Source organism: Bacillus sp. Cr_A10 (genome assembly GCF_029222665.1).
Classification (GTDB): Bacteria; Bacillota; Bacilli; order Bacillales_A; family Planococcaceae; genus Psychrobacillus.
On the sequence record NZ_JARHXR010000011.1, the window covers coordinates 90649 to 109660 of the forward strand.

A 19012-nucleotide genomic window follows, 5' to 3' on the forward strand; every position below is an offset into this window, starting at 1 on the left:
AGTAATTATACAAAAGTTAAATTTATTCTACATCGATCATTGCTACCGGTTTATATATTTCGGCAGATGGAGATGAATTTTCAGAAACAGTTGCCAGTTAAAGTGCTTACTTAGTTGCAACATATACTTTAGTAGAAAAACAGGCACATTCCATGAAGCGAATGTGCCTGTTTTAAAAACCTCACTTATTTATGGTACGGTTCTCCGTAACATGTATACTTGCGGTTTTTAATATATCCAAATTTTTTGAAAAAACCTCATTTACTTATGGTAAGGTGCTCCATATCACAAGTAAATGAGGGATTTTGGAAATTGAAAAATATAAACTTTTATTTAATTACTTTAACAGTTTTTTGTCCAACAACTAGTACTCCATTTACGTAACCTCTAAACACAAGCGTTACTTGCGATTGATTCCACGTGAAATGAGATCGTTCGAACTTAAACTGTCCAAGTTCTGCTTGATTATAATATCCATTATTGCTATTCAAGGCTTTTACACCATTAACAGTTGCAGTATTCAAGTCGAAGCCTTTTGTACTGAACCCTTCTGGCAGAATGACACGTACTGTGAATACCCCTTTATTTCCTTTAATTACTTCTGGCATTACCTCAAGCGTAGCTGAAATGTAAACGGTAAATTGTTTTGTAATAGTTACGCTATTTCCAGCAGCATCCGTAACTGTAACAGTTACGTTATACTTACCTGGCTCATCAAATTTTACAGATTCCCCATTTGCTACAACTGTTGTTTTTAAACTTGGTGAAGTAACAATCATCTCTTCCGAAACAACACCTGAAAGACTATCGTTCGCTGAATATGTTAATTGTAATGAATCACCCAGCTTGTACTCTTTGTTTACATCCATTGAAACGGCTGGTACTGTTTTATCGATTTTCACTTTAATAGTATTCGATTCCTCCACATTACCTGCTAAGTCAACAGAATAAAATTGAATTGTATGAATTCCTTCCTGTTGGACTTTGAAAGTATCTCCTTCCACATAGGCAAATCCATTAATTGAATAAAACGTTTTTTCTACGCCACTTTCAGCATCTTGTGCTTGCAATTTTACAACTACATCTTCGTTTGTCCACTCTGTCGGAGCTGTCGCAGTTGTAGTAGGTGCCGTTAAATCTGCTTTTATTTCAATCGTTTGTACTTCCTCTTTGTTTCCAGCAACATCCTCTGAATAATAACTAACTTTATAAGAAGATTTGCTTCCGTCTACTTTAATTGTTGTACCTTCCACATATGCTGCTCCATCAATTGAATAGAACGTTTTAGATACTCCACTTAATGCATCTGTTGCAAATAAGTTAATAGATGTATTTGCAGTAAACCACTCTGGAATTTCACTAGTTTTTGTAGTTGGCGCTTCTGTATCGATTTTCACAAATACAGTTTTTTCTGCTTCTTTGTTACCTACTTTATCTACAGAGTAGAAAGTAATTTTATTAATTCCTTGCTCTGACACCGTAAACGATGTTCCAGATTTAAACTCATCATCATTTACTGAATAATACGTATTTGCTACTCCTGTCTCGTCATCAGATGCAGATAATGTTACATCTACAGGACTTGCATTTGTCCAATTACTTGGTAAATCCGCTGTTGTAACAGGCGCTGTCGTATCCACAATCAATTTCGCTAACACGACGTTTGATGGTGTTGATTCACCAAATGAGTTACTGTATGCCGTTACATAATATTCATGATCTGCATACGTTAAATCTGAAACCGTGTAAGATAAATTATTAATTTTTTCGGCAATTAACACTGGTTCCCCATTCACAATTTCATATAAATTGTAACCATTTGCATACGTTACAAAGTCCCATAAAATTCGAGCACTTGTCGGACTTAGTAATTTAATGCTTGCTACTGGGGGCTCCATTACTGGATATACAATGTCCACTTCCAATTGGCTAGAAGGAGCTGATTCACCGAAACGATTACTAAATGCAACAATTTCATAATAATGCGTTGCTTCTGAAAGATTAAATAGTTGTGTAGTTAAGGCTGATCCTTTGTATACTAGCTGACGATTTGATCCCGTTACTTCATATACAAGATATTCGTTTGCCCAATTAACAGCTTTCCATGACAAAGTAACGTTGTTGCCGTTAAAAATCGTGTTAGTCATGACTGGAGCTTGTACTTCCGGCCAAATAATCTCGAAATCAATGTTAGTTCCTTCTGCCGATTCACCAAAACGCGGACTAACAGCATGAACTACAAACTCATATTGACCTTCTGCCATTTTAGGAAATGATGCAGAAGTAGTTGTTACTGTATTCTTTAATACTTTTTGTCCATCAACGATTTGATACACTTTATAGCTCGTTGCATACGTTGCAGCGTTCCATTTTAAAACGATATCATTCACATTCGTAGCTGTTTTCGTTAAATTACTAGGCGCTTGCATTTCTGGGAAAACTAAATTAATTGATACTTTGCTTCCTTCTGCTGATTCACCGTAACGAGAATTATACGAATGAATTTCAAACACATACTCGCCCTCTGGCTGATTCGCATACGTTACTGTTGTAGTATTTACTGTACTTTTTAATACTTTTTGTCCATCAATAATTTGATATACTTTATAGTTTGTCCCGAAAGGAACTGCTTCCCAAGTTAATTTAATGTCATTTCCATTTACGAAACTGTACGTAGCATTACTTGGCTTAGCCATTTGTACTTCACTCATATTAACAGATACTTCTTTACCTTCTGCTGACTCTCCAAAGCGAGGGCTTACAGAATGAACAACATAGACATGCTCCCCGTATGATACATTAGACAACGTAGTTGATAAATTTGTTACTGTATTTTTCAGTACTTTTTGTCCATCAATAATTTTATACACTTTATAGCTTGTTGCATATTGAACTGCTCCCCAAGTTAAAGAAACGTCATTTCCATTAACAATTTTAAATGTTAAAGAACTTGGTGCATCCATATTCGGGAACTGTAAAGGAACTGTAATTTCTGATGCAGTTGATGACTCACCAAACAATGACGAGAAAGATGTCACAACATATTTGTGATCGCCTTCTGATTGGTTCGTATAAGTCACAGCCGTTCCTGTTAACGTGCTCTTTAAAATTCTTTGACCATCGACAATTTCGTAAATTTTATAGCTCGATGCACCTGTAACAGCTGTCCACGTCAACTTAATGTCATTTCCATTAAGAATTGTATACGCTAAACTTGTTGGTGCAGGTAAATCTACGCCATTTAATGTTAAAGAAACTGTACTACCTTCTACTGATTCTCCAAAACGGTTACTTACAGAATGTACTTCATACGTGTATTCACCTGGTGCCATCTTTGTATAGCTAATAGTTGTTCCTGTAACAGTGTTTTTCAACACTTTTTGTCCATCAATAATTTGATACACGTTATAGCTTGTCGCGTTTTCTGCAGCATCCCAACTTAAAGTGAAATCAGTAGTATTTTTAATAACATACGTTAAGTTTGCCGGTGGACTCATTTGTGGGAACTTAATCTCGAAAGAAACTTTCGCATTTTCCGCTGATTCTCCGAAACGGCTAGAGAAAGCATGAATTTCATATTTGTAATCACCTACTGGTAAATACGTAAACGTTGCTTTTGTATTATTTACTGTACTTTTTAATACTTTTTGTCCATCAATAACTTGATACACTTTATAGCTTGTGGCATACGGTACAGCATCCCAGTTTAATGTAACATCATTAATGTTAGCTGCTGTATATGTCGGATTCGTTGGAGCTGCCATTACAACAGGCTCTACCTTTACAGAAATTAAACTTCCTTCTGCCGACTCACCAAAACGACTACTTACAGAGTAAATTTCATAAGCATAGTCTCCTGCTGAAGAGTTTGCATACGTAACAGCTGTTGTCGATACTGTGCTCTTTAATACTTTTTTTCCATCGATAATTTGATATATTTTATAGCTTGTCGCATTCGTAGCAGCGTCCCATTTTAAAACAATGTCGTTTCCATTCGCAATTGAATACGTAACATTGCTTGGCGGCATCATCGCAACTTCTCCGATGTTCACCTTTACTTGGCTTCCATCTGCCGATTCACCAAAACGGCTACTTACAGAATGCACTACATACTCATAATCTCCAGCAGGTAATTTTGTGTATGTAACACTCGTTCCTGTTACTGTACTTTTTAATACTTTTTGCCCATCAATAATTTGATAAATTTTATAGCTTGTCGCATTTGCAGCAGCGTTCCATTTTAACGTAACATCATTAAGATTTGCAATTGTGTACGTTAAGTTTGTTGGAGGAAGCATCGTTACCAATCCTACATTCACTGTTACTTGACTTCCTTCTGCCGATTCACCAAAACGACTATTTAGAGAATGAACTTCATATACGTATTCCCCACCAGGAGTATTCGTATATGTAACACTCGTTCCTGTTACAGTACTTTTTAATATTTTTTGCCCATCAACAATTTGATATACGTTATAACCTGTTGCGTGTAAAGAAGCAGTCCATTTCAGTGTTACGTCATTAACGTTTGCAATTGTATACGTCAAATTCGTTGGAGCTGCCATTTCTGGATGATGAATTGTTACGTCCACAGTATTAGAAATTGGCGACTCTCCATATTTAGAGTTAAATGAAGAAACTGCGTACGTGAAATTCCCTTCAGGAGCATTTGAAATCGTATACGTTTTACCTGTTACTGTAGTAACTAATGTTTGCTCTCCATTTGGTCCAATTTGGTACACTTTATATCCTTCTACATACTGAGAAGTCGTCCAGCTCAAGTTAATGTCGTTTGCATTTTGTAAAGTGTAAGAAAGTGTTGGAGCTGTCATCGTTGGATAAGCAACGTTCACCGTAATCGGTGCACAAGGACCAGATTCTCCGTTCGCACTTAACGTTGAAACGACATATGTATACGATCCTTCTGGTAGGTCATTAATCGTATAACTGTTCGTAGTAACTGTACCACGTGGTGTTAATTGACCTTCTGTAATTTCATATATTTTATAGCCTGTAGCATTAACTATCGCACTCCAAGTAAGCTTCACATCATCTGGTGTGATATGTTGGTACGCAAGGTTACTTGGCGGCAGAAGGTTGTTATCTGTTGCTCCCAAAACATTTTTCATTGGAAACAGGAAAACTTGCAAAACTAACACCAATGCTAGTAATGCTGAAATTTTACTTGATAAACTTTTACCCATGTTCTTTACCCTACCTTTCAGTAGTGAATAAGGAATAACGCGCATAAAAATAAGCCTCTTAACAAGGCTCATAATAAAAGGACTCTGAATCCTTGCGGTAACCGGCTGCCATCCACATAGCACTTAGTGTGGTCCAGGCCCTTGGCTTTGCGTCACACGATTTCTCGTGGTTTGCCTTTTTCACTTGATTATTTTATATGTTACAAGGCTATCATAATACCTTAGCTACATACGTGAAACTGCTTTTATACCTATCTATACTTAACTCTAGTATTAAATAGTCACACTTGCATATGTCTAAATTCCTATAAAGGTGGATCTGCGTTTTTTACAATTAAGTAGCATGTATAGGACTAAAGAATCATACCTTTAATTTCACTCATAGTTCCGGAGCATAAATGAACCATTTTCCCGACGTCAAAAGCTCATACAAAGAAAACGTCGGTAAGATTGCGACAAATATTTTAAAACGTGATTTCGTTGTGCCAAAACCAAACGAAAGATCGGTAACGGATGTGACGGAATTCCATTTATTTGGTGAGAAACTTTATCTATCACCTGTACTTGATTTGTTTACCGTAGAAATTATTGCGTATAACGTTGAAAAACGCCCTATTTATCCATTTGTTTCAAAGATGTTAGAACAATCCTTCACTCACTTATCCGAAGAAGGTGCCCCAGTACTTCACTCTGATCAAGGGTGGCACTATCAAATGAATAAAGACGCTCACGCATTAAAAGAACATGGCATTATACAAAGTACGTCTCGTAAAGGAAACTGCCTCGATAGCGCAGTAATTGAAAACTTCTTCGGTCTCTTAAAATCAGAATTGCTTTACTTACAAGAGTTTGAAAACATGGAACACTTAAAGCGAGAACTTGAACAATATATTGAATACTACAGTCATAAACAAATTAAGGAAAAATTAAAAGGATTAAGTCCGGTACAATACCGAACTCAATCCTTACAAATAAAGTGTCTAACTTTTTGGGTTCATTTCACCTATACTTTTTTAGGGTTTGTCTTTATTCTAATATCTAATTAACTTGGATATGGTTCACCCCACTAGTTCGGGGCTAAAACATCCTCTATTTATGATAAGGTTCACCGTAACGCATCTAAATGAGGTTTTTACCTTTTTTGTTAAAATGATTTTACTAGAAATTCAATAAAGAACAGTACTGATAAAAATGCTATTAACCTCTCAAAGTATTTACACTAATCAGAAGTATATATCTCCCCAATGTGTGCAAAATTGAGAGGCACTGCAATTGGCCAAGCTCAAAATTATTTGGCTTTTAACTGCATTGCTTAAGGGCAGAATAAACATACTCTCTCATGTAAACCTTCTAAGACTTCTTCTGGCAATTCCCTGACCTTGATATCCTCACCTAGGAAAAGCAGCCAATTTGTTATTTCGGTCAATTCTCCTGAATTATTAACATTGATAAAAGTCTTTAGAATGGCTGTGGTTTGGTAAGGATTTGTATAGGAAATTGAAACTTTTAAAGGATGGTATTTTTTGAACTGGGCAATTGCCTTTGGACCAAGTTCAAGGACAAGGTTGATTACTTCTTCCTGCTTACTTAGTTTTTCTAAAATATTTTTCTTACTTAATCTTTTTTTCGTAGGGTATGGTTCGACATTGGTGAGATTGTCGACGGGAAAAATCTCCCTATTCTCCTCCTTTAAGTCAAATCCTTCAATCAGCCAAAGGCTTTTTTCACGATAAAGGTGCAAGAGATAAATTGGATAAGTCTTTACTATCTTCTCTTCTTCGATAGTAATCAATAAATAGCGATCCAAAAGAAGGATTTGGATAAGTTTTTCTAAAATAGGATGGGGGAGGTCTGACAGATCAAGTAGGTCGGGATTATTAGGGTTAGTTCCTTCAAAAAGCAAGATTTGATTTAAAAGAACGAGGTCATCTTGCTGGTTTTCTGAAATGAGCCCTAGTAATTTTTCAGCTAAAGACTGACGGCTCTTTAGATAAGGGAGTTGTTGATTTCTTGTGGCCATAAAGGCAATAAAGAGAGCTTTAATCTCATTATCGGTGAAGCGGACAGTGGGCAGGACAGAATTGTTCATGACAAAATAGCCCCCATCCCTTCCAACTTCAGCAACAAGGGGCATCCCCATGGCTTCAATTTCTCTGATATCTCTAATAGCGGTTGAACGAGATATGTTAAATTCTTGCATGATCTCAGAAATTGTAAAGTGGGATCGGTTGTTGATATACCGCATGATGATATTAATCCGTTCAACTTTTTTCATCTGGACCTCCTAAACAGTATCATTTTTTGACACTATTAAAGACTATTATAAACTCATCAAGTGAAAAGACAAATCATTTGATAAATTTTAAAAAAGAGGAAGGTTTTAAAAATGGCAAATTATACTTTAGAAGAAAAAGACAGCTTTATCGTTTTGGGTTTGGGAACTGAGCTTACGAGCGATTACACAGACTATGCTGGCATAAACAAGGAAAAGTCAGACTTTTGGCAGTCAGTCAAACAAGATGGACGGCTTGACACGTTAAAAGCCCTAGCCACAAATGAATACATTTTCGTCGTTAACGAAGCCGTGAATAACAAGATGATGCATTATGCTGGTGTCATGACAGAGGGAACATTACCAGAAGCAACTAGAGTTATCCAATTTCCTAAGGGAGAATACCTCGTTGTTAAAGGGGAAGCGAATACAGATGAAGAGTTGAGTAACAAACTTACTGGCATTGCCTTTGGAGAAGCCTTGCCAGAAGCAAATAATGTTGCCTATGTTGGTGGCCCAAATACAGCTGTTGTGATGGGGCAGCGAAACGGCTTAGTATTTGGTGAAATGTGGATTCCTGTTGTTAGGAAATAAAGGGAGGTGTCTATTTAGGAGTTGATTATTCGGAAAATTTGTGACGTTTAATAACTTTTCACTTAAAACAATGATTAGGAGGGATCAAATGAGTAAGGTTATTGGTGCGGAAACAACCGCGAAGTTAGAAACCCAGCTCAATGGAAAATTGATTGCATATTGGTCAGTCACATTACTACTCGCAGGATCGATTACGTTAAGTGGTATCGGGCAACTGATGCAATTGGGGGGAAACATTGAGTTAGTGACGAATATTGGTTACCCATTATACATCACGAATATTCTTGGGACTTGGAAAATACTTGGAGTCATCGCTATCGTCGTGCCACGCTTTCCTAGACTTAAAGAATGGGCTCACGCTGGTCTCTTCTTTTTAATGACTGGTGCGGCTTTGTCTCATGCTTTTGCTAACGATTATGGTGAATACGGGTTTCATGTTATCCTTCCTCTTTCATACGCTGCACTCAATATCGCTTCATGGGCGCTACGTCCGAAGAGCCGCAAACTATAAAGAGGGTTGGACTTTTTGGTGAAATGTGGATTCCTGTTGTTAAAAAAAGATAAATGGAGGGTTGGGAAATGTCCTATATAGTTGATTTTAAAAATGTGTCTACGGTTGATTTAGAGTCTTCACCTGTAGTAGAAGCGCTTGCTGGTTTACGTGCGAACGAGGCCCGTTACTTTATGAACAAATATAAGCATGAATTTACGGTTGTACCTGCTAGCGAAAGTCAGGAGACCCTTGATTATGTGAACCGAATTTTGAAAGAAGAACGTGAAATTGAGTTTGCTGCCAAACCTTTAGAGACTTCACGTTTTCAAGTGGAAAATATCAAACTTGCCTACGTCTTTTATGAGGATGGTCTTGCGATCAACGTCATGTATACGGTTGATGACCCTAAGAAACGGGCCGTTGGTTTTAAGCTTTCTGAGGGGATGGAAGTACCAAAGGAATTAGAAGGAAAGTTTAAGTTTGCTCGGCAGAAGTCTAAACTTGCTGGAACAATTCGAGGCTCATTTTTTGTAATTAAAGGCGAATATTAAAGTCAACAAAAGTGCATATGGAGGATTCAACCATTTTTTGTAGTTATGTTCAATCAGGATTTTTTTCATTTTGATAAGAAAATCCTGATTGAACAAAAACAACCATTCATGTTACAAATGTTCATCTAGTCACTCAAAAATCAAAATAGCACTTCTCCCATCAAACTTTTTCAAAAAACCTCATTTACTTATGATACGGTTCTCCCTTAATAATCCTAAAAGCTCGATAAATCTGCTCCACCAACACTAGCTTCATTAATTGGTGCGGCAATGTCATCTTACCAAACGAAAGTTTTTCATCTGCTCTTTTCAATACTTCCTCATGTAGACCTAGAGATCCGCCAATAACAAAGGCAATTTTACTTTTTCCATATGTCATGAGTGATTCCAGGTCACTTGCAAGCTGCTCGGAGGATTTCATTTTACCGTCGATAGCAAGTGCAATGACGTATGTATCTGCTCCGATTTTCGCTAAAATACGTTCTCCTTCTTTTTTCTTTACAATTTCCATGTCGGCATCACTTAAGTTTTCTGGCGCTTTTTCATCGGGCACTTCCACTAAATCTATTTTTGCGTAACTGCTTAGTCTTTTGGTGTATTCGTCAATTCCTAATTTCAAATACTTTTCCTTTAATTTTCCGACCGAGATAATTTGTATATTCACAGGTTATCCACCTTTACATTTCATTTACAAACAAGTTATACACATTACTTATCCACATATCCACATTAGTTATCTACATATTGTGCTCTATTTTTCCTCAGCTACAATATATACTGCTGCGACATCACAGTATGTGCATTTTGTGGATAACTTTTCTTCATCCGCTAATTGTTCTAACATAGGGAAGGTTTTTTGTTCTGCTACAAACATATCTAAAGCTTGATTTATATGCGTTTCGCAACTGAATATTCTCAATTTTTCGCTTCCTTTCATTATCTTATTTTTCTCCAGGGTTATACACAAATCGTACATTCTTATCCACAGCCTATTTTAACAAACAAAAAGCGAGTAGGAAAGACAAGCTTTTCTCATCCTACTCGCTGTGTAAATCTTTTATTTACATTTGAAAGTTATCCACATGTTTATAATGCATCTGTTTCGACTAATTTCAATGTAAGCTCCACTACTTTTCCTTGGCGATATACTTTAACTTTTAAGTCTTCTCCAATTTCTTTTTCATTGTATAAATGTTTTCGTAAATCGATCGTATCTTCTACTTTCTTTCCATCCATTTCAACAATGACATCATACGTCTCCATTCCTGCTTTTTCTGCTGGCGAATTAGGAACTACTTCATCGACTACTACCCCAGTAGTTACTTCAGCAGGTAATTTCAATGTTTCTTTTTGATGGAATGCAGGTACATTGGTTAAGTCTAAAAGAGTAATACCCATAGAAGGACGATTTACTTTTCCGTTTTGCTCTAAATCTTCAATAATTGGTATTGCAGTGTTAACAGGAATTGCAAGTCCAATCCCTTCAATAGTTGATTCAGAAATCTTCATCGAGTTTATGCCTACAAGTTGACCTGCTAAATTGATTAAAGCTCCTCCACTGTTACCAGGGTTGATAGCAGCATCTGTTTGTAAAACCTCTGCTTGCCAATCTACCACTTGGTCGCCATTCAAATCAACTGGAATCGCACGATCTTTACCAGATACAACACCTGTTGTAACCGATCCATAAAAATCTAAACCAAGAGGGTTACCAATAGCAATAACTGTTTCTCCTTGTTTAAGTGTATCTGAGTTCCCAAATTCAATCACTGCATCTACTCCAGCGTCATCCATTTCAAGAACTGCTAAATCACTCCATATATCGCTTCCTACAAGTTTGGCATCCACTTTTGTTCCGTCCACTAATGTTACTTCTAGGGATTTTGCTCCTTCTACAACGTGATGATTTGTTATAACGTAAGCTTTTCCACCAGCTTTTTTATATATAACTCCAGAGCCTGTTCCAGCTTCTTGTGTAGATTGAGAATTACTCCAAAAATCAGTAACCGACTGAATATTAGTAATACCTACTACAGCACCCGAAGCCTTTTCAACCGCCCCTGTAACGTCTGTTGTCACATCAACAGAAAGCTGTTTGGTTTCCTGTGTTGTATTGTTTGATTTGATTTCATTATTTGATGGTAGGTTCGTTACAACAGAAGGTATTAAAAACCAAACGAGCAATGCACCAACCATAACACCTGCCAACGCACTAAAAAAATAACCAGCTAGACCTCTTTTCTTTTCCTTCTTTGGTTCTTCTGGTTTTTCTGGTTCATATGGATTGTATTCGTCCATTTTCATCTCCCTTTCTTCTAACATATATGCTTGTATTAGTAATTTACCCAACTTACATTAAAATAAGATGAAAATTCTTTTAAAGTTGAATAAAACTTAAATGAAAGAACAAAAAAAGCCCCAAAAGCATTAAATAGCTTTTGGAACTTATACTAGGACTAACTCAGTAGGCTTATTGGCATCGGTATCATGTAAATGTACATATTCACCCGCAACAATTCCACAAGATTGAAGCGTTTGTGCCACACTCATACGAGCAAGGTCCTTCATATTATTATCTTTGCTTAAATGGGATAAATAAATATTGGTATTTTTGAAATCCACTACTTCGCTCATAGCAACAGCAGCATCTTCATTTGAAACATGTCCAACATCACTTAAGATTCTTCGCTTAACCGACCAAGGATAGCGTCCCATCTGAAGCATGCTTACATCATGGTTGCTTTCAAAAACGAAAGAGTCTGCTCCTTTGATATGTCCCTTCATCCGATCACTTACATAGCCGGTATCTGTAATTAATACAAGCTTTCGATTATTTTCATGGAAAACGTAAAACATCGGATCTGCTGCATCATGTGAGACAGCAAAAGACTGAATATCAATTGTTCCAAAAGTTTTTACCGTTTCCATGTCAAATTGGAATCGTTGATCTACTGGTACATTTCCTATGAGAGAATCCATTGCAGACCATGTTTTTTCATTTGCATAAATAGGTACACCGTATTTTCTTGCAACCACACCTAATCCTTTAATATGATCACTGTGCTCATGTGTAATAAAAATACCAGAGAGCTTATTTATATCCCGATCTATTTCACTAAATAGTTGTTCCATCTTCTTCCCACTTAGCCCCACATCTACTAAAAAGGAGTGCTCTTCATTTTCCACATAAATTGCATTTCCACTACTACCACTTGCCAATACGCTAAATCTCATCGTTAAAACTCCTTACTTGCCATCTGCTTGTTCAGGATCTTTTTGAATTTCAACAATTCTTCCCTCGATGGCGTTTACAAAATAATCTTCCTTCGTTCCATCTGCAAGCTCAACTACAATATGCCAAGTTGGTAAAAATACTTGAGTTTCGGTTAGTTCTATTAATTGTGAATAACCTAGCTTAATATCCTTTACGACGGAGTCAGGTTTTAAGTGCCCATGATCATATAATACTTTAATCGCTAGCATAGAACCCATTAGGACCTTGTCTTCTTTATAATCCTTTAAATTATCCAATATTGTTTGTTCATATCGTACTAGCTCTTGCTGATCATTCCAATAAACAACTAAAGTCGCATTTTTATTGTAGTAAACAAATCGATTATTTACTTTTTGAAAGAAGGTTGCAGATTGGTTTTCTTCATCTGTTTTCCATAGCGCGTATGAGTCTCCATGTAAAACATTTTCATGAACTATCTTTTCAACTGTGTTTTCTTCAGTTATTGGAATAGCTTTATTAAACGTGCTCGTTAGTTTTGTACCATCTATAGCAAACGTCTGATTTGGCAACTTTTCTAATTCTTCTAAAATGAAATTATGCGTGTTTCCTGAAACGTAGGAAGCTTCTTTTATATCTATATCCATTTTTGAAACCGTAATATTATCTTGAAAAAGTCTATCCTCGATAGGTGCATCACTCGCTACTTCTAAATCCAATGCCTCATTGTATCTATTTAAATATAGGGAAAATAAAAATACATTTAGTATGGAAAATACGATAATGAATATAGTTTTTGTTTTATTCCAATCCATACTTGCCACCTCCCAGTAATTCTGGGGATACTCGATTCCATTGTCCATTTATTAAATAGTACCATGAAGGTTCTAGATTAAGTAATGGTTGTTCATCGTCCCGAGTCAAATTGTAACCAACTAAAATCTCATCCACTGAGGACATGTTTATATTAGAAATAGTAGAAATCAAATCATAAGTAGCTTGTCCAGATGATAATGGAACTTCTCTCGTTTTAATACGAGCAGACTCGTTCAATGTATAATATGGTCTATTATATCGATAGACACGATCTACTCCCCATAATTGAGTGATTTCTGTTGACGTGTCTTTACTAAAAACAGGTACTCCATACAAGTAAAGTTGATAACTAACTTGTGATGTAGCCGGATTGATGCGACTGAATCGATAATCGTCCGTCCACCCATTATGCTCATTAACAAAATTTACAGTAGATTGAATGAGATCTGCTGGGTTACCAGCTTTATCACTCTCAGAGGACGGATGGACATAGCCCAATTCTATTGACATAAACTTAACATTCATCAAGGCACTGTCATCAGAGAATTCCTTTCCACTTGTTCCTAATAGATTACTTCGAACAAGACTCGGATTGGAGAAAAGGGCATTTTTAAACCTTTCTGGTGCTATTTCTTCTAAAATATACGTAAAACCCATTATGTTTTCTGGATTATTAGAAGCATAAAGAGAAAGTTGACCCGGTCTTTCTATTTCGTTATATGGCGAAAGGTTGATTGATTGTTTATAAATATCTGCTGCAAATGATTCTCTATCGACTTTATCAACGTGCGCTTTATACACTTTTGGTTTTATTGTATTAATAAAATATAAATGGACTTCATCCTCTGAAGTATTATTCCAGTCTATTACTAAACGATTGAACGATGCGTTCGGTAAATTTCGATCATCAAAAGACAATATGTTACTAAATGTCTTAATCGGCACCTCTGCAGGATAAAAGAAGGTCAATCGATTTGGTGTCCGAATGAAGTCGTTAATTTGTTGAATACTAACTTTGTTCTTTAAAGGCTCTACCGTTTGTAATTCCCAGTTTTTCATTGAACTAAATACTTTGTCAAGAATAAGTGGAGATGTAGATCCTGTCAATTTTTCTTCATGACTATATAAAAGACGATATGGTTTAATTATATCTTCCATTTTCTTTTTATCCGCAATTGCAATATCAACGACAGGAGTTTCGTTTGCTTCGTATGATGGAGAAAAAGTCCATATAGTAAAGGTCAAAGTAAGACTTAATAGGATGAGTAATAGTAAAATAACTGATTTTACTTGTTCAATATACTTCAATCCCATTCACCTTCCTCATCCATTACAAGATCAAGTGTAAAAAAGACAGTCGTTCCATGCCCTTCTTCACTTTCTGCCCAAATTTTCCCTCCATGTGCTTCAATCATTTCCCGGGCAATTGCTAAACCTAGTCCAGTTCCACCCATCGATCGCGCTCTTGCACGGTCAACTCGGTAAAAACGATCGAAAATACGTTCAACATTATCAGAAGGTATACCCATACCATCATCCGATATCATTACTTTCAGTATTTGGTCCTTCACAGCTATTCCAAAACGAATATTACCACCATCTGGGGAGTATTTTAACGCATTGGAAATAATATTATCAATTACTTGTGTAAGTTTGTCGGTATCAATGTCAACATAATAATGTGTTTCGGGAAGCATTCGATGAAATGTTACATTTTGAGATTTTGATAATTCAAACCGATCTATAATACGATTAAAAAACTGGTTGAAATTCACAATATCTCGATTTAAATCATAATCTCTACTATCCATTTTGGACAATTGAAGTAAATCATTTACTAATCGAATCATTCGTTGTGTTTCAGTTTGAGTTACTTGTAGAAAGGAAGGGGCAATCTCTTCATCTTTCCATGCACCATCAGCCAATGCTTCCAAATAACTACTCATTGTTGTAAGGGGAGTGCGTAGCTCATGTGATACATTCGCTACAAATTCTCTACGCTCCATATCGATTTTCTCTTGTTCGGTATTATCATGAAGAACTGCTATTAATCCATTAACAAAACCGGTTTCTTTTTGTATAACTGAGAAGTTTACACGCAATATAAAAGGTCGTTCATACGTGCTAAAATCTAGAGTTATAGATTCCTTCGAATATATCAAATCTTCAAATGATTGTTCGGATGCGTCAATTCCTAACACAGAAATAATAGGACGGTTTAAAACCATTTCTCTCGGTATTCTTAATAGTCTAAGTGCTGGATCATTAATTAAAATAACTCTCCCTTTACGATCAGTTGCAATAACTCCATCCGTCATATTGGTAAGAACTGAAGCAAGCTTTCTTCTTTCGGCTTCTGTTGTTGACTGTGCTTCTTGTAATCGGTTTGTTAAATGGTTAAAGGCAATAGCAAGCTGACCAATTTCGTCATTGCCGTATACACGTACTTTTCTTGAAAAGTTTCCTTTTGCCATTGCCTGTGCTTGTCTTCGCATATCCGAAATAGGACGTGTAATCGTTTGTGCTATTAATATCCCAAGTACAATAGTGATTACTAGAGCAACTGCCGTTCCACCCGCTAGAATTTGATTAATCTCATTCATTTGACCAAATACATTTTCTATATTCGATTCTATATATAAAGATCCTATTACTTCTCCTTTATCAACAATAGGAATTGCTAGTCTCCAAATTCTTTTATTAGTTTCCTTATCAAGGGAAATTTTATCAAAATCTGTTTCAGCAGTAATAGAAGATCTAACTAAATCATCAAGTGATCTTTGTCCCACGATTGATTGATTGTTAATATCCGATGTTGCAAGAATTTGATATCTTGCATCTATCACTCGAACTTCTTTTATATCATTCGAATTAAGTCCATACAAAATAGAACGCAGACTTTGTTCTACAGAAGCGTCTTCATCATTTCTAATTTTTATAATTTCTTCTCTCGCACTGAATTCTAGAAGACTTATTCGATCCGAAATAGACTTTTGAAAGTTATCTCTTAACGTTTGCTCGAGTTCCTTTACAAAGTACAAACCGATAATTTGCATGGCTATAATGATCAATAAAACATAGATCAAGACAATTTTTACGTGAATTGATTTGAAATAACCAACCTTTTGCATTCACTCTACTCCTGTTCAGGATTTCGTAAGTAATAACCAACGCCTCTTCTAGTTACAATCCATGTCGGATGACTTGGATTATCTTCAATCTTTTCTCGTAGACGTCGAATGGTTACATCGACTGTACGTACGTCACCAAAATAATCATAACCCCAAACCGTTTGAAGCAAATGTTCACGAGTCATCACTTGGCCAATATGTTTGGCCAAATAATGTAATAACTCAAATTCTCTATGTGTTAATTCAATTGTTTCCTCTCTCTTTAACACTAAGTATGCATCTGGTTGGATAGTTAGTGGACCTATGGTAATATCATTTGTTATTACTTCAGTGTCTTCTTGAATTGTTTGATGTCTTCTCATATTTGCCTTTACTCGTGCAATAAGCTCACGCGTACTAAATGGTTTCGTGACATAGTCGTCTGCACCTAATTCTAAGCCAAGTACTTTATCAATCTCCGAATCTTTTGCAGTTAGCATAATGATCGGAAAATCATATCTTTTACGAATTTCTCTGCAAACTTCCATTCCATCTCTATTTGGAAGCATAATATCTAATAACATTAGATCGGGTTGAAATTCTTCTACCTTTTTTAATGCTTCGTCGCCATCATATGCACAAAATACTTGATAACCTTCTTTTTTTAAATTGAATTGAAGTATATCTGCAATTGGTTTTTCATCATCAACTACTAATATTTTCTTACTCATCGGTTGAACCCCTTTTCGTAATTTGTTCTATTTAAATGTTTTTATCTTTTACATTCATTCTCTTACTCTACCATGCTTTTGAACTAATCGCATTAATTTAAGAATACCATAAATCGAATAAGTCGATGATTGTCGAAATATTTCCTGGGAAATTTTTAAAAAACATGTACCTATGTATGTCAATTCTCAATTAAAAAAGAGATAGCCAATCTAGTGACTATCTCTTCCATACTATTATTTTAACACGGTCAATGGATTAATCGTAACTCCATTTTTTTCTACTTCAAAATGTAAGTGAGTTCCAGTTGAACGACCCGTACTTCCCATAACACCTAATTTAGAACCTTGGGGAACGACATCTCCAACACTAACACTTATAGAAGCTAGATGCGCGTATGTTGTTTTGTACCCGTTTTTATGATCGACAATTACTCTATTACCATATGTACCGTCCCATCCAGCAGCTACTACGACTCCATTGTCTGTTGCCTTAATGTTAAATCCACTTGGTCTTGCAATATCAATTCCTTCATGTTGACGACCCCAACGGTAACCCATTTTACTTGAAATATATCCACCTTCAGCTGGCCAAGCAAATTCCCCTGATCCACGAGAAGGAATTACTTTTGTTCCTTTTAAAGTGATCTGATCTTTTGGTTCCACCAGTATAGTTTCTTCAATAACAGATTGGCCTGCTTCCACACCATTTTCTTTACGCACAAGATAGGTTGCTTCTCTCTTACCATCCGAACCCTCTTGTTTTACTTTCGTATCACCTTTGTACATTTCTTCTGATTCTTCTACTTTTTTATTGTGGTTAATAACTTCAATCGCTTTTTTCTCATATAGTACATCTACATTAATAAGTGGTTTTAAGACTGTTACATTTACCTCTTGACCTATTTGTAATAAAGAAGATTCAGTCATATTTGGATTGATCTTTATTAGCTCAGCAGTTGTTAAGTTATGCTTACTAGCAATTGTGCCTAACACATCTCCTTCTGCTACTTTATACGTCTCTTGTTCTAGTGTTCCTTCGAGTAGAAGTTTAACAGCATCATCTGGTGATACAATCTTTTCAGGATTTACATCAACTGTTACGCCAGAAACTTCTTCTTTTAAAACTATTTCTTTAATACGTGTTTCATTTTCTTTTAATTCGGGTAAAGTTTCTGTAGAACTACTTCTTGCTTCCAGTTCGTTTAACTCGGCTTCTGTCACAAAATGTAATTTTAGTTTTCGAATGACTTCTTGATATGCTTCCAAGTCTTTGACGTAGACTGCCATCTCGTCATTGATCGATAATGCAAAAGCAGTTGCTTCTACTTCTATAAGTTCCTCTAACTTTTGAAGGGTAGCATCATCGTTTGTAGATGTAGTAAAAACTTGTTCAGGTATAACGGAAAGATTGGAACCAGCTATTAAAGAGAGGTTTTCGTACTTGGAGCTCGAACCCTTCACTTTTTCATCTAACATGGCTTGCATTTCTTTTTTATTAGATAGTGCTCCGACATATTTTCCATTAGAATATATATGGTATATTTCTTTTAATGTATTATTATTATTTTCACTTTCATTTGCAAAAGCCATATTAAAAGATACACTTGAAATAAGTAACATTGAAACTGCTGCTTTTTTCATTATATTTGATCTTCTGTTTGAAAGAACCTCAAGATAATTATCCTTCTGTTCTTCATTCTTTCTTTTCAAAAACATGATAAAGCCCCTTCCAAGTTCATAAAAAATTAATTTCCTTTTTTCAGGCTCTTTTAATTTAACATAATTGATTTAATCAAGTATCGAAATAGGACGCTTTGTAAAGAAACTGTATAATTAGCACCATTTTTTTGAATATAATTCCATTATATTCTATTTTACTATGATTCGATAAATATTTTAACAATTTATATCTAATCTTTTACCAAAAAATCAGTATTTTATACATAATCTCTCATAGTCTTCTGTTATATTTGTCATAATAGAAGATTAAAAATTGATTCGTTTGGTAT

At 35.7% G+C, this 19012-nt stretch carries 14 protein-coding genes, 1 pseudogene and 1 riboswitch; of the genes and pseudogenes, 4 read left to right on the forward strand and 11 right to left on the reverse strand.

All coding sequences use genetic code 11. The features are described from left to right. Positions 1-329 precede the first annotated feature (329 nt). Positions 330-5204 (reverse strand): OmpL47-type beta-barrel domain-containing protein, encoded by a 4875-nt coding sequence (locus P2Q73_RS13580; protein WP_275788115.1) that lies wholly within the window; start codon positions 5202-5204, stop codon positions 330-332. Between the two features lie 93 nt (positions 5205-5297). After that, positions 5298-5390, reverse strand: a riboswitch (cyclic di-GMP riboswitch). A gap of 239 nt (positions 5391-5629) precedes the next feature. Between P2Q73_RS13580 and P2Q73_RS13585 the strand changes: the two are divergent. Then, positions 5630-6175 (forward strand): annotated as a pseudogene (locus P2Q73_RS13585) (IS3 family transposase); the annotation flags it as partial. A 341-nt stretch (positions 6176-6516) separates the two neighbouring features. Here the strand turns inward: P2Q73_RS13585 and P2Q73_RS13590 are convergent. After that, entirely contained in the window at positions 6517-7479 is a 963-nt protein-coding gene (locus tag P2Q73_RS13590; protein ID WP_275788117.1) for a helix-turn-helix transcriptional regulator, read from the reverse strand. 111 nt (positions 7480-7590) lie between these two features. Here P2Q73_RS13590 and P2Q73_RS13595 point away from each other — a divergent pair, with 111 nt between their 5' ends. From P2Q73_RS13595 to P2Q73_RS13605, 3 genes are all read left to right on the forward strand, one after another. Beyond that, complete coding sequence (locus P2Q73_RS13595; RefSeq protein ID WP_053591165.1) at positions 7591-8070, forward strand: GyrI-like domain-containing protein; 480 nt, start codon at positions 7591-7593, stop codon at positions 8068-8070. 88 nt (positions 8071-8158) lie between these two features. Beyond that, the gene (locus P2Q73_RS13600) at positions 8159-8581 is read left to right on the forward strand and encodes a DoxX family protein (RefSeq protein WP_275788119.1); all 423 of its coding nucleotides are present in this window, start codon (positions 8159-8161) and stop codon (positions 8579-8581) included. A gap of 68 nt (positions 8582-8649) precedes the next feature. Next, positions 8650-9114 (forward strand): phage tail protein, encoded by a 465-nt coding sequence (locus P2Q73_RS13605; RefSeq protein ID WP_275788122.1) that lies wholly within the window; start codon positions 8650-8652, stop codon positions 9112-9114. A 184-nt stretch (positions 9115-9298) separates the two neighbouring features. Here the strand turns inward: P2Q73_RS13605 and rlmH are convergent, their stop codons facing one another. The 9 genes from rlmH to P2Q73_RS13650 all read right to left on the reverse strand — a co-directional run bounded on the left by rlmH (position 9299) and on the right by P2Q73_RS13650 (position 18719). Beyond that, positions 9299-9778, reverse strand: coding sequence for a 23S rRNA (pseudouridine(1915)-N(3))-methyltransferase RlmH (gene rlmH / locus P2Q73_RS13610; RefSeq protein WP_275788124.1), 480 nt, complete (start codon positions 9776-9778; stop codon positions 9299-9301). Positions 9779-9865: 87 nt separating this feature from the next. Next, the gene (locus P2Q73_RS13615) at positions 9866-10033 is read right to left on the reverse strand and encodes a CxxH/CxxC protein (RefSeq protein ID WP_275788127.1); all 168 of its coding nucleotides are present in this window, start codon (positions 10031-10033) and stop codon (positions 9866-9868) included. A 167-nt stretch (positions 10034-10200) separates the two neighbouring features. Continuing rightward, entirely contained in the window at positions 10201-11412 is a 1212-nt protein-coding gene (locus P2Q73_RS13620; RefSeq protein ID WP_053591160.1) for a S1C family serine protease, read from the reverse strand. A gap of 147 nt (positions 11413-11559) precedes the next feature. Next, positions 11560-12348 (reverse strand): MBL fold metallo-hydrolase, encoded by a 789-nt coding sequence (locus tag P2Q73_RS13625; protein WP_275788132.1) that lies wholly within the window; start codon positions 12346-12348, stop codon positions 11560-11562. Between the two features lie 12 nt (positions 12349-12360). After that, entirely contained in the window at positions 12361-13161 is an 801-nt protein-coding gene (locus P2Q73_RS13630) for a two-component system regulatory protein YycI (protein WP_275788135.1), read from the reverse strand. Continuing rightward, entirely contained in the window at positions 13148-14476 is a 1329-nt protein-coding gene (locus P2Q73_RS13635) for a YycH family regulatory protein (RefSeq protein ID WP_275788138.1), read from the reverse strand. Before P2Q73_RS13635 ends, P2Q73_RS13630 begins: the two co-directional genes overlap by 14 nt. Further along, entirely contained in the window at positions 14467-16293 is a 1827-nt protein-coding gene (gene walK / locus P2Q73_RS13640) for a cell wall metabolism sensor histidine kinase WalK (RefSeq protein ID WP_275788141.1), read from the reverse strand. The genes P2Q73_RS13635 and walK overlap by 10 nt, the downstream gene beginning before the upstream one ends. Before the next feature lie 5 nt (positions 16294-16298). Continuing rightward, positions 16299-17003: a response regulator YycF gene (yycF, locus tag P2Q73_RS13645; protein ID WP_053591155.1), complete on the reverse strand. Its 705-nt coding sequence runs from the start codon at positions 17001-17003 to the stop codon at positions 16299-16301. A 234-nt stretch (positions 17004-17237) separates the two neighbouring features. Beyond that, on the reverse strand, positions 17238-18719 hold the full coding sequence (locus P2Q73_RS13650) for a LysM peptidoglycan-binding domain-containing M23 family metallopeptidase (RefSeq protein ID WP_275788143.1): 1482 nt from the start codon (positions 18717-18719) through the stop codon (positions 17238-17240). Positions 18720-19012: the final 293 nt, after the last annotated feature.

Excerpts from the sequence above, each read along its gene's own strand:
- P2Q73_RS13580 (WP_275788115.1), bottom strand. The coding sequence starts at position 5,204 with ATGGGTAAAAGTTTATCAAGTAAAATTTCAGCATTACTAGCATTGGTG.
- P2Q73_RS13590 (WP_275788117.1), bottom strand. The coding sequence starts at position 7,479 with ATGAAAAAAGTTGAACGGATTAATATCATCATGCGGTATATCAACAAC.
- P2Q73_RS13595 (WP_053591165.1), top strand. The coding sequence starts at position 7,591 with ATGGCAAATTATACTTTAGAAGAAAAAGACAGCTTTATCGTTTTGGGT.
- P2Q73_RS13600 (WP_275788119.1), top strand. The coding sequence starts at position 8,159 with ATGAGTAAGGTTATTGGTGCGGAAACAACCGCGAAGTTAGAAACCCAG.
- P2Q73_RS13605 (WP_275788122.1), top strand. The coding sequence starts at position 8,650 with ATGTCCTATATAGTTGATTTTAAAAATGTGTCTACGGTTGATTTAGAG.
- P2Q73_RS13620 (WP_053591160.1), bottom strand. The coding sequence starts at position 11,412 with ATGGACGAATACAATCCATATGAACCAGAAAAACCAGAAGAACCAAAG.
- P2Q73_RS13625 (WP_275788132.1), bottom strand. The coding sequence starts at position 12,348 with ATGAGATTTAGCGTATTGGCAAGTGGTAGTAGTGGAAATGCAATTTAT.
- P2Q73_RS13630 (WP_275788135.1), bottom strand. The coding sequence starts at position 13,161 with ATGGATTGGAATAAAACAAAAACTATATTCATTATCGTATTTTCCATA.
- P2Q73_RS13635 (WP_275788138.1), bottom strand. The coding sequence starts at position 14,476 with ATGGGATTGAAGTATATTGAACAAGTAAAATCAGTTATTTTACTATTA.
- walK (WP_275788141.1), bottom strand. The coding sequence starts at position 16,293 with ATGCAAAAGGTTGGTTATTTCAAATCAATTCACGTAAAAATTGTCTTG.
- yycF (WP_053591155.1), bottom strand. The coding sequence starts at position 17,003 with ATGAGTAAGAAAATATTAGTAGTTGATGATGAAAAACCAATTGCAGAT.
- P2Q73_RS13650 (WP_275788143.1), bottom strand. The coding sequence starts at position 18,719 with ATGTTTTTGAAAAGAAAGAATGAAGAACAGAAGGATAATTATCTTGAG.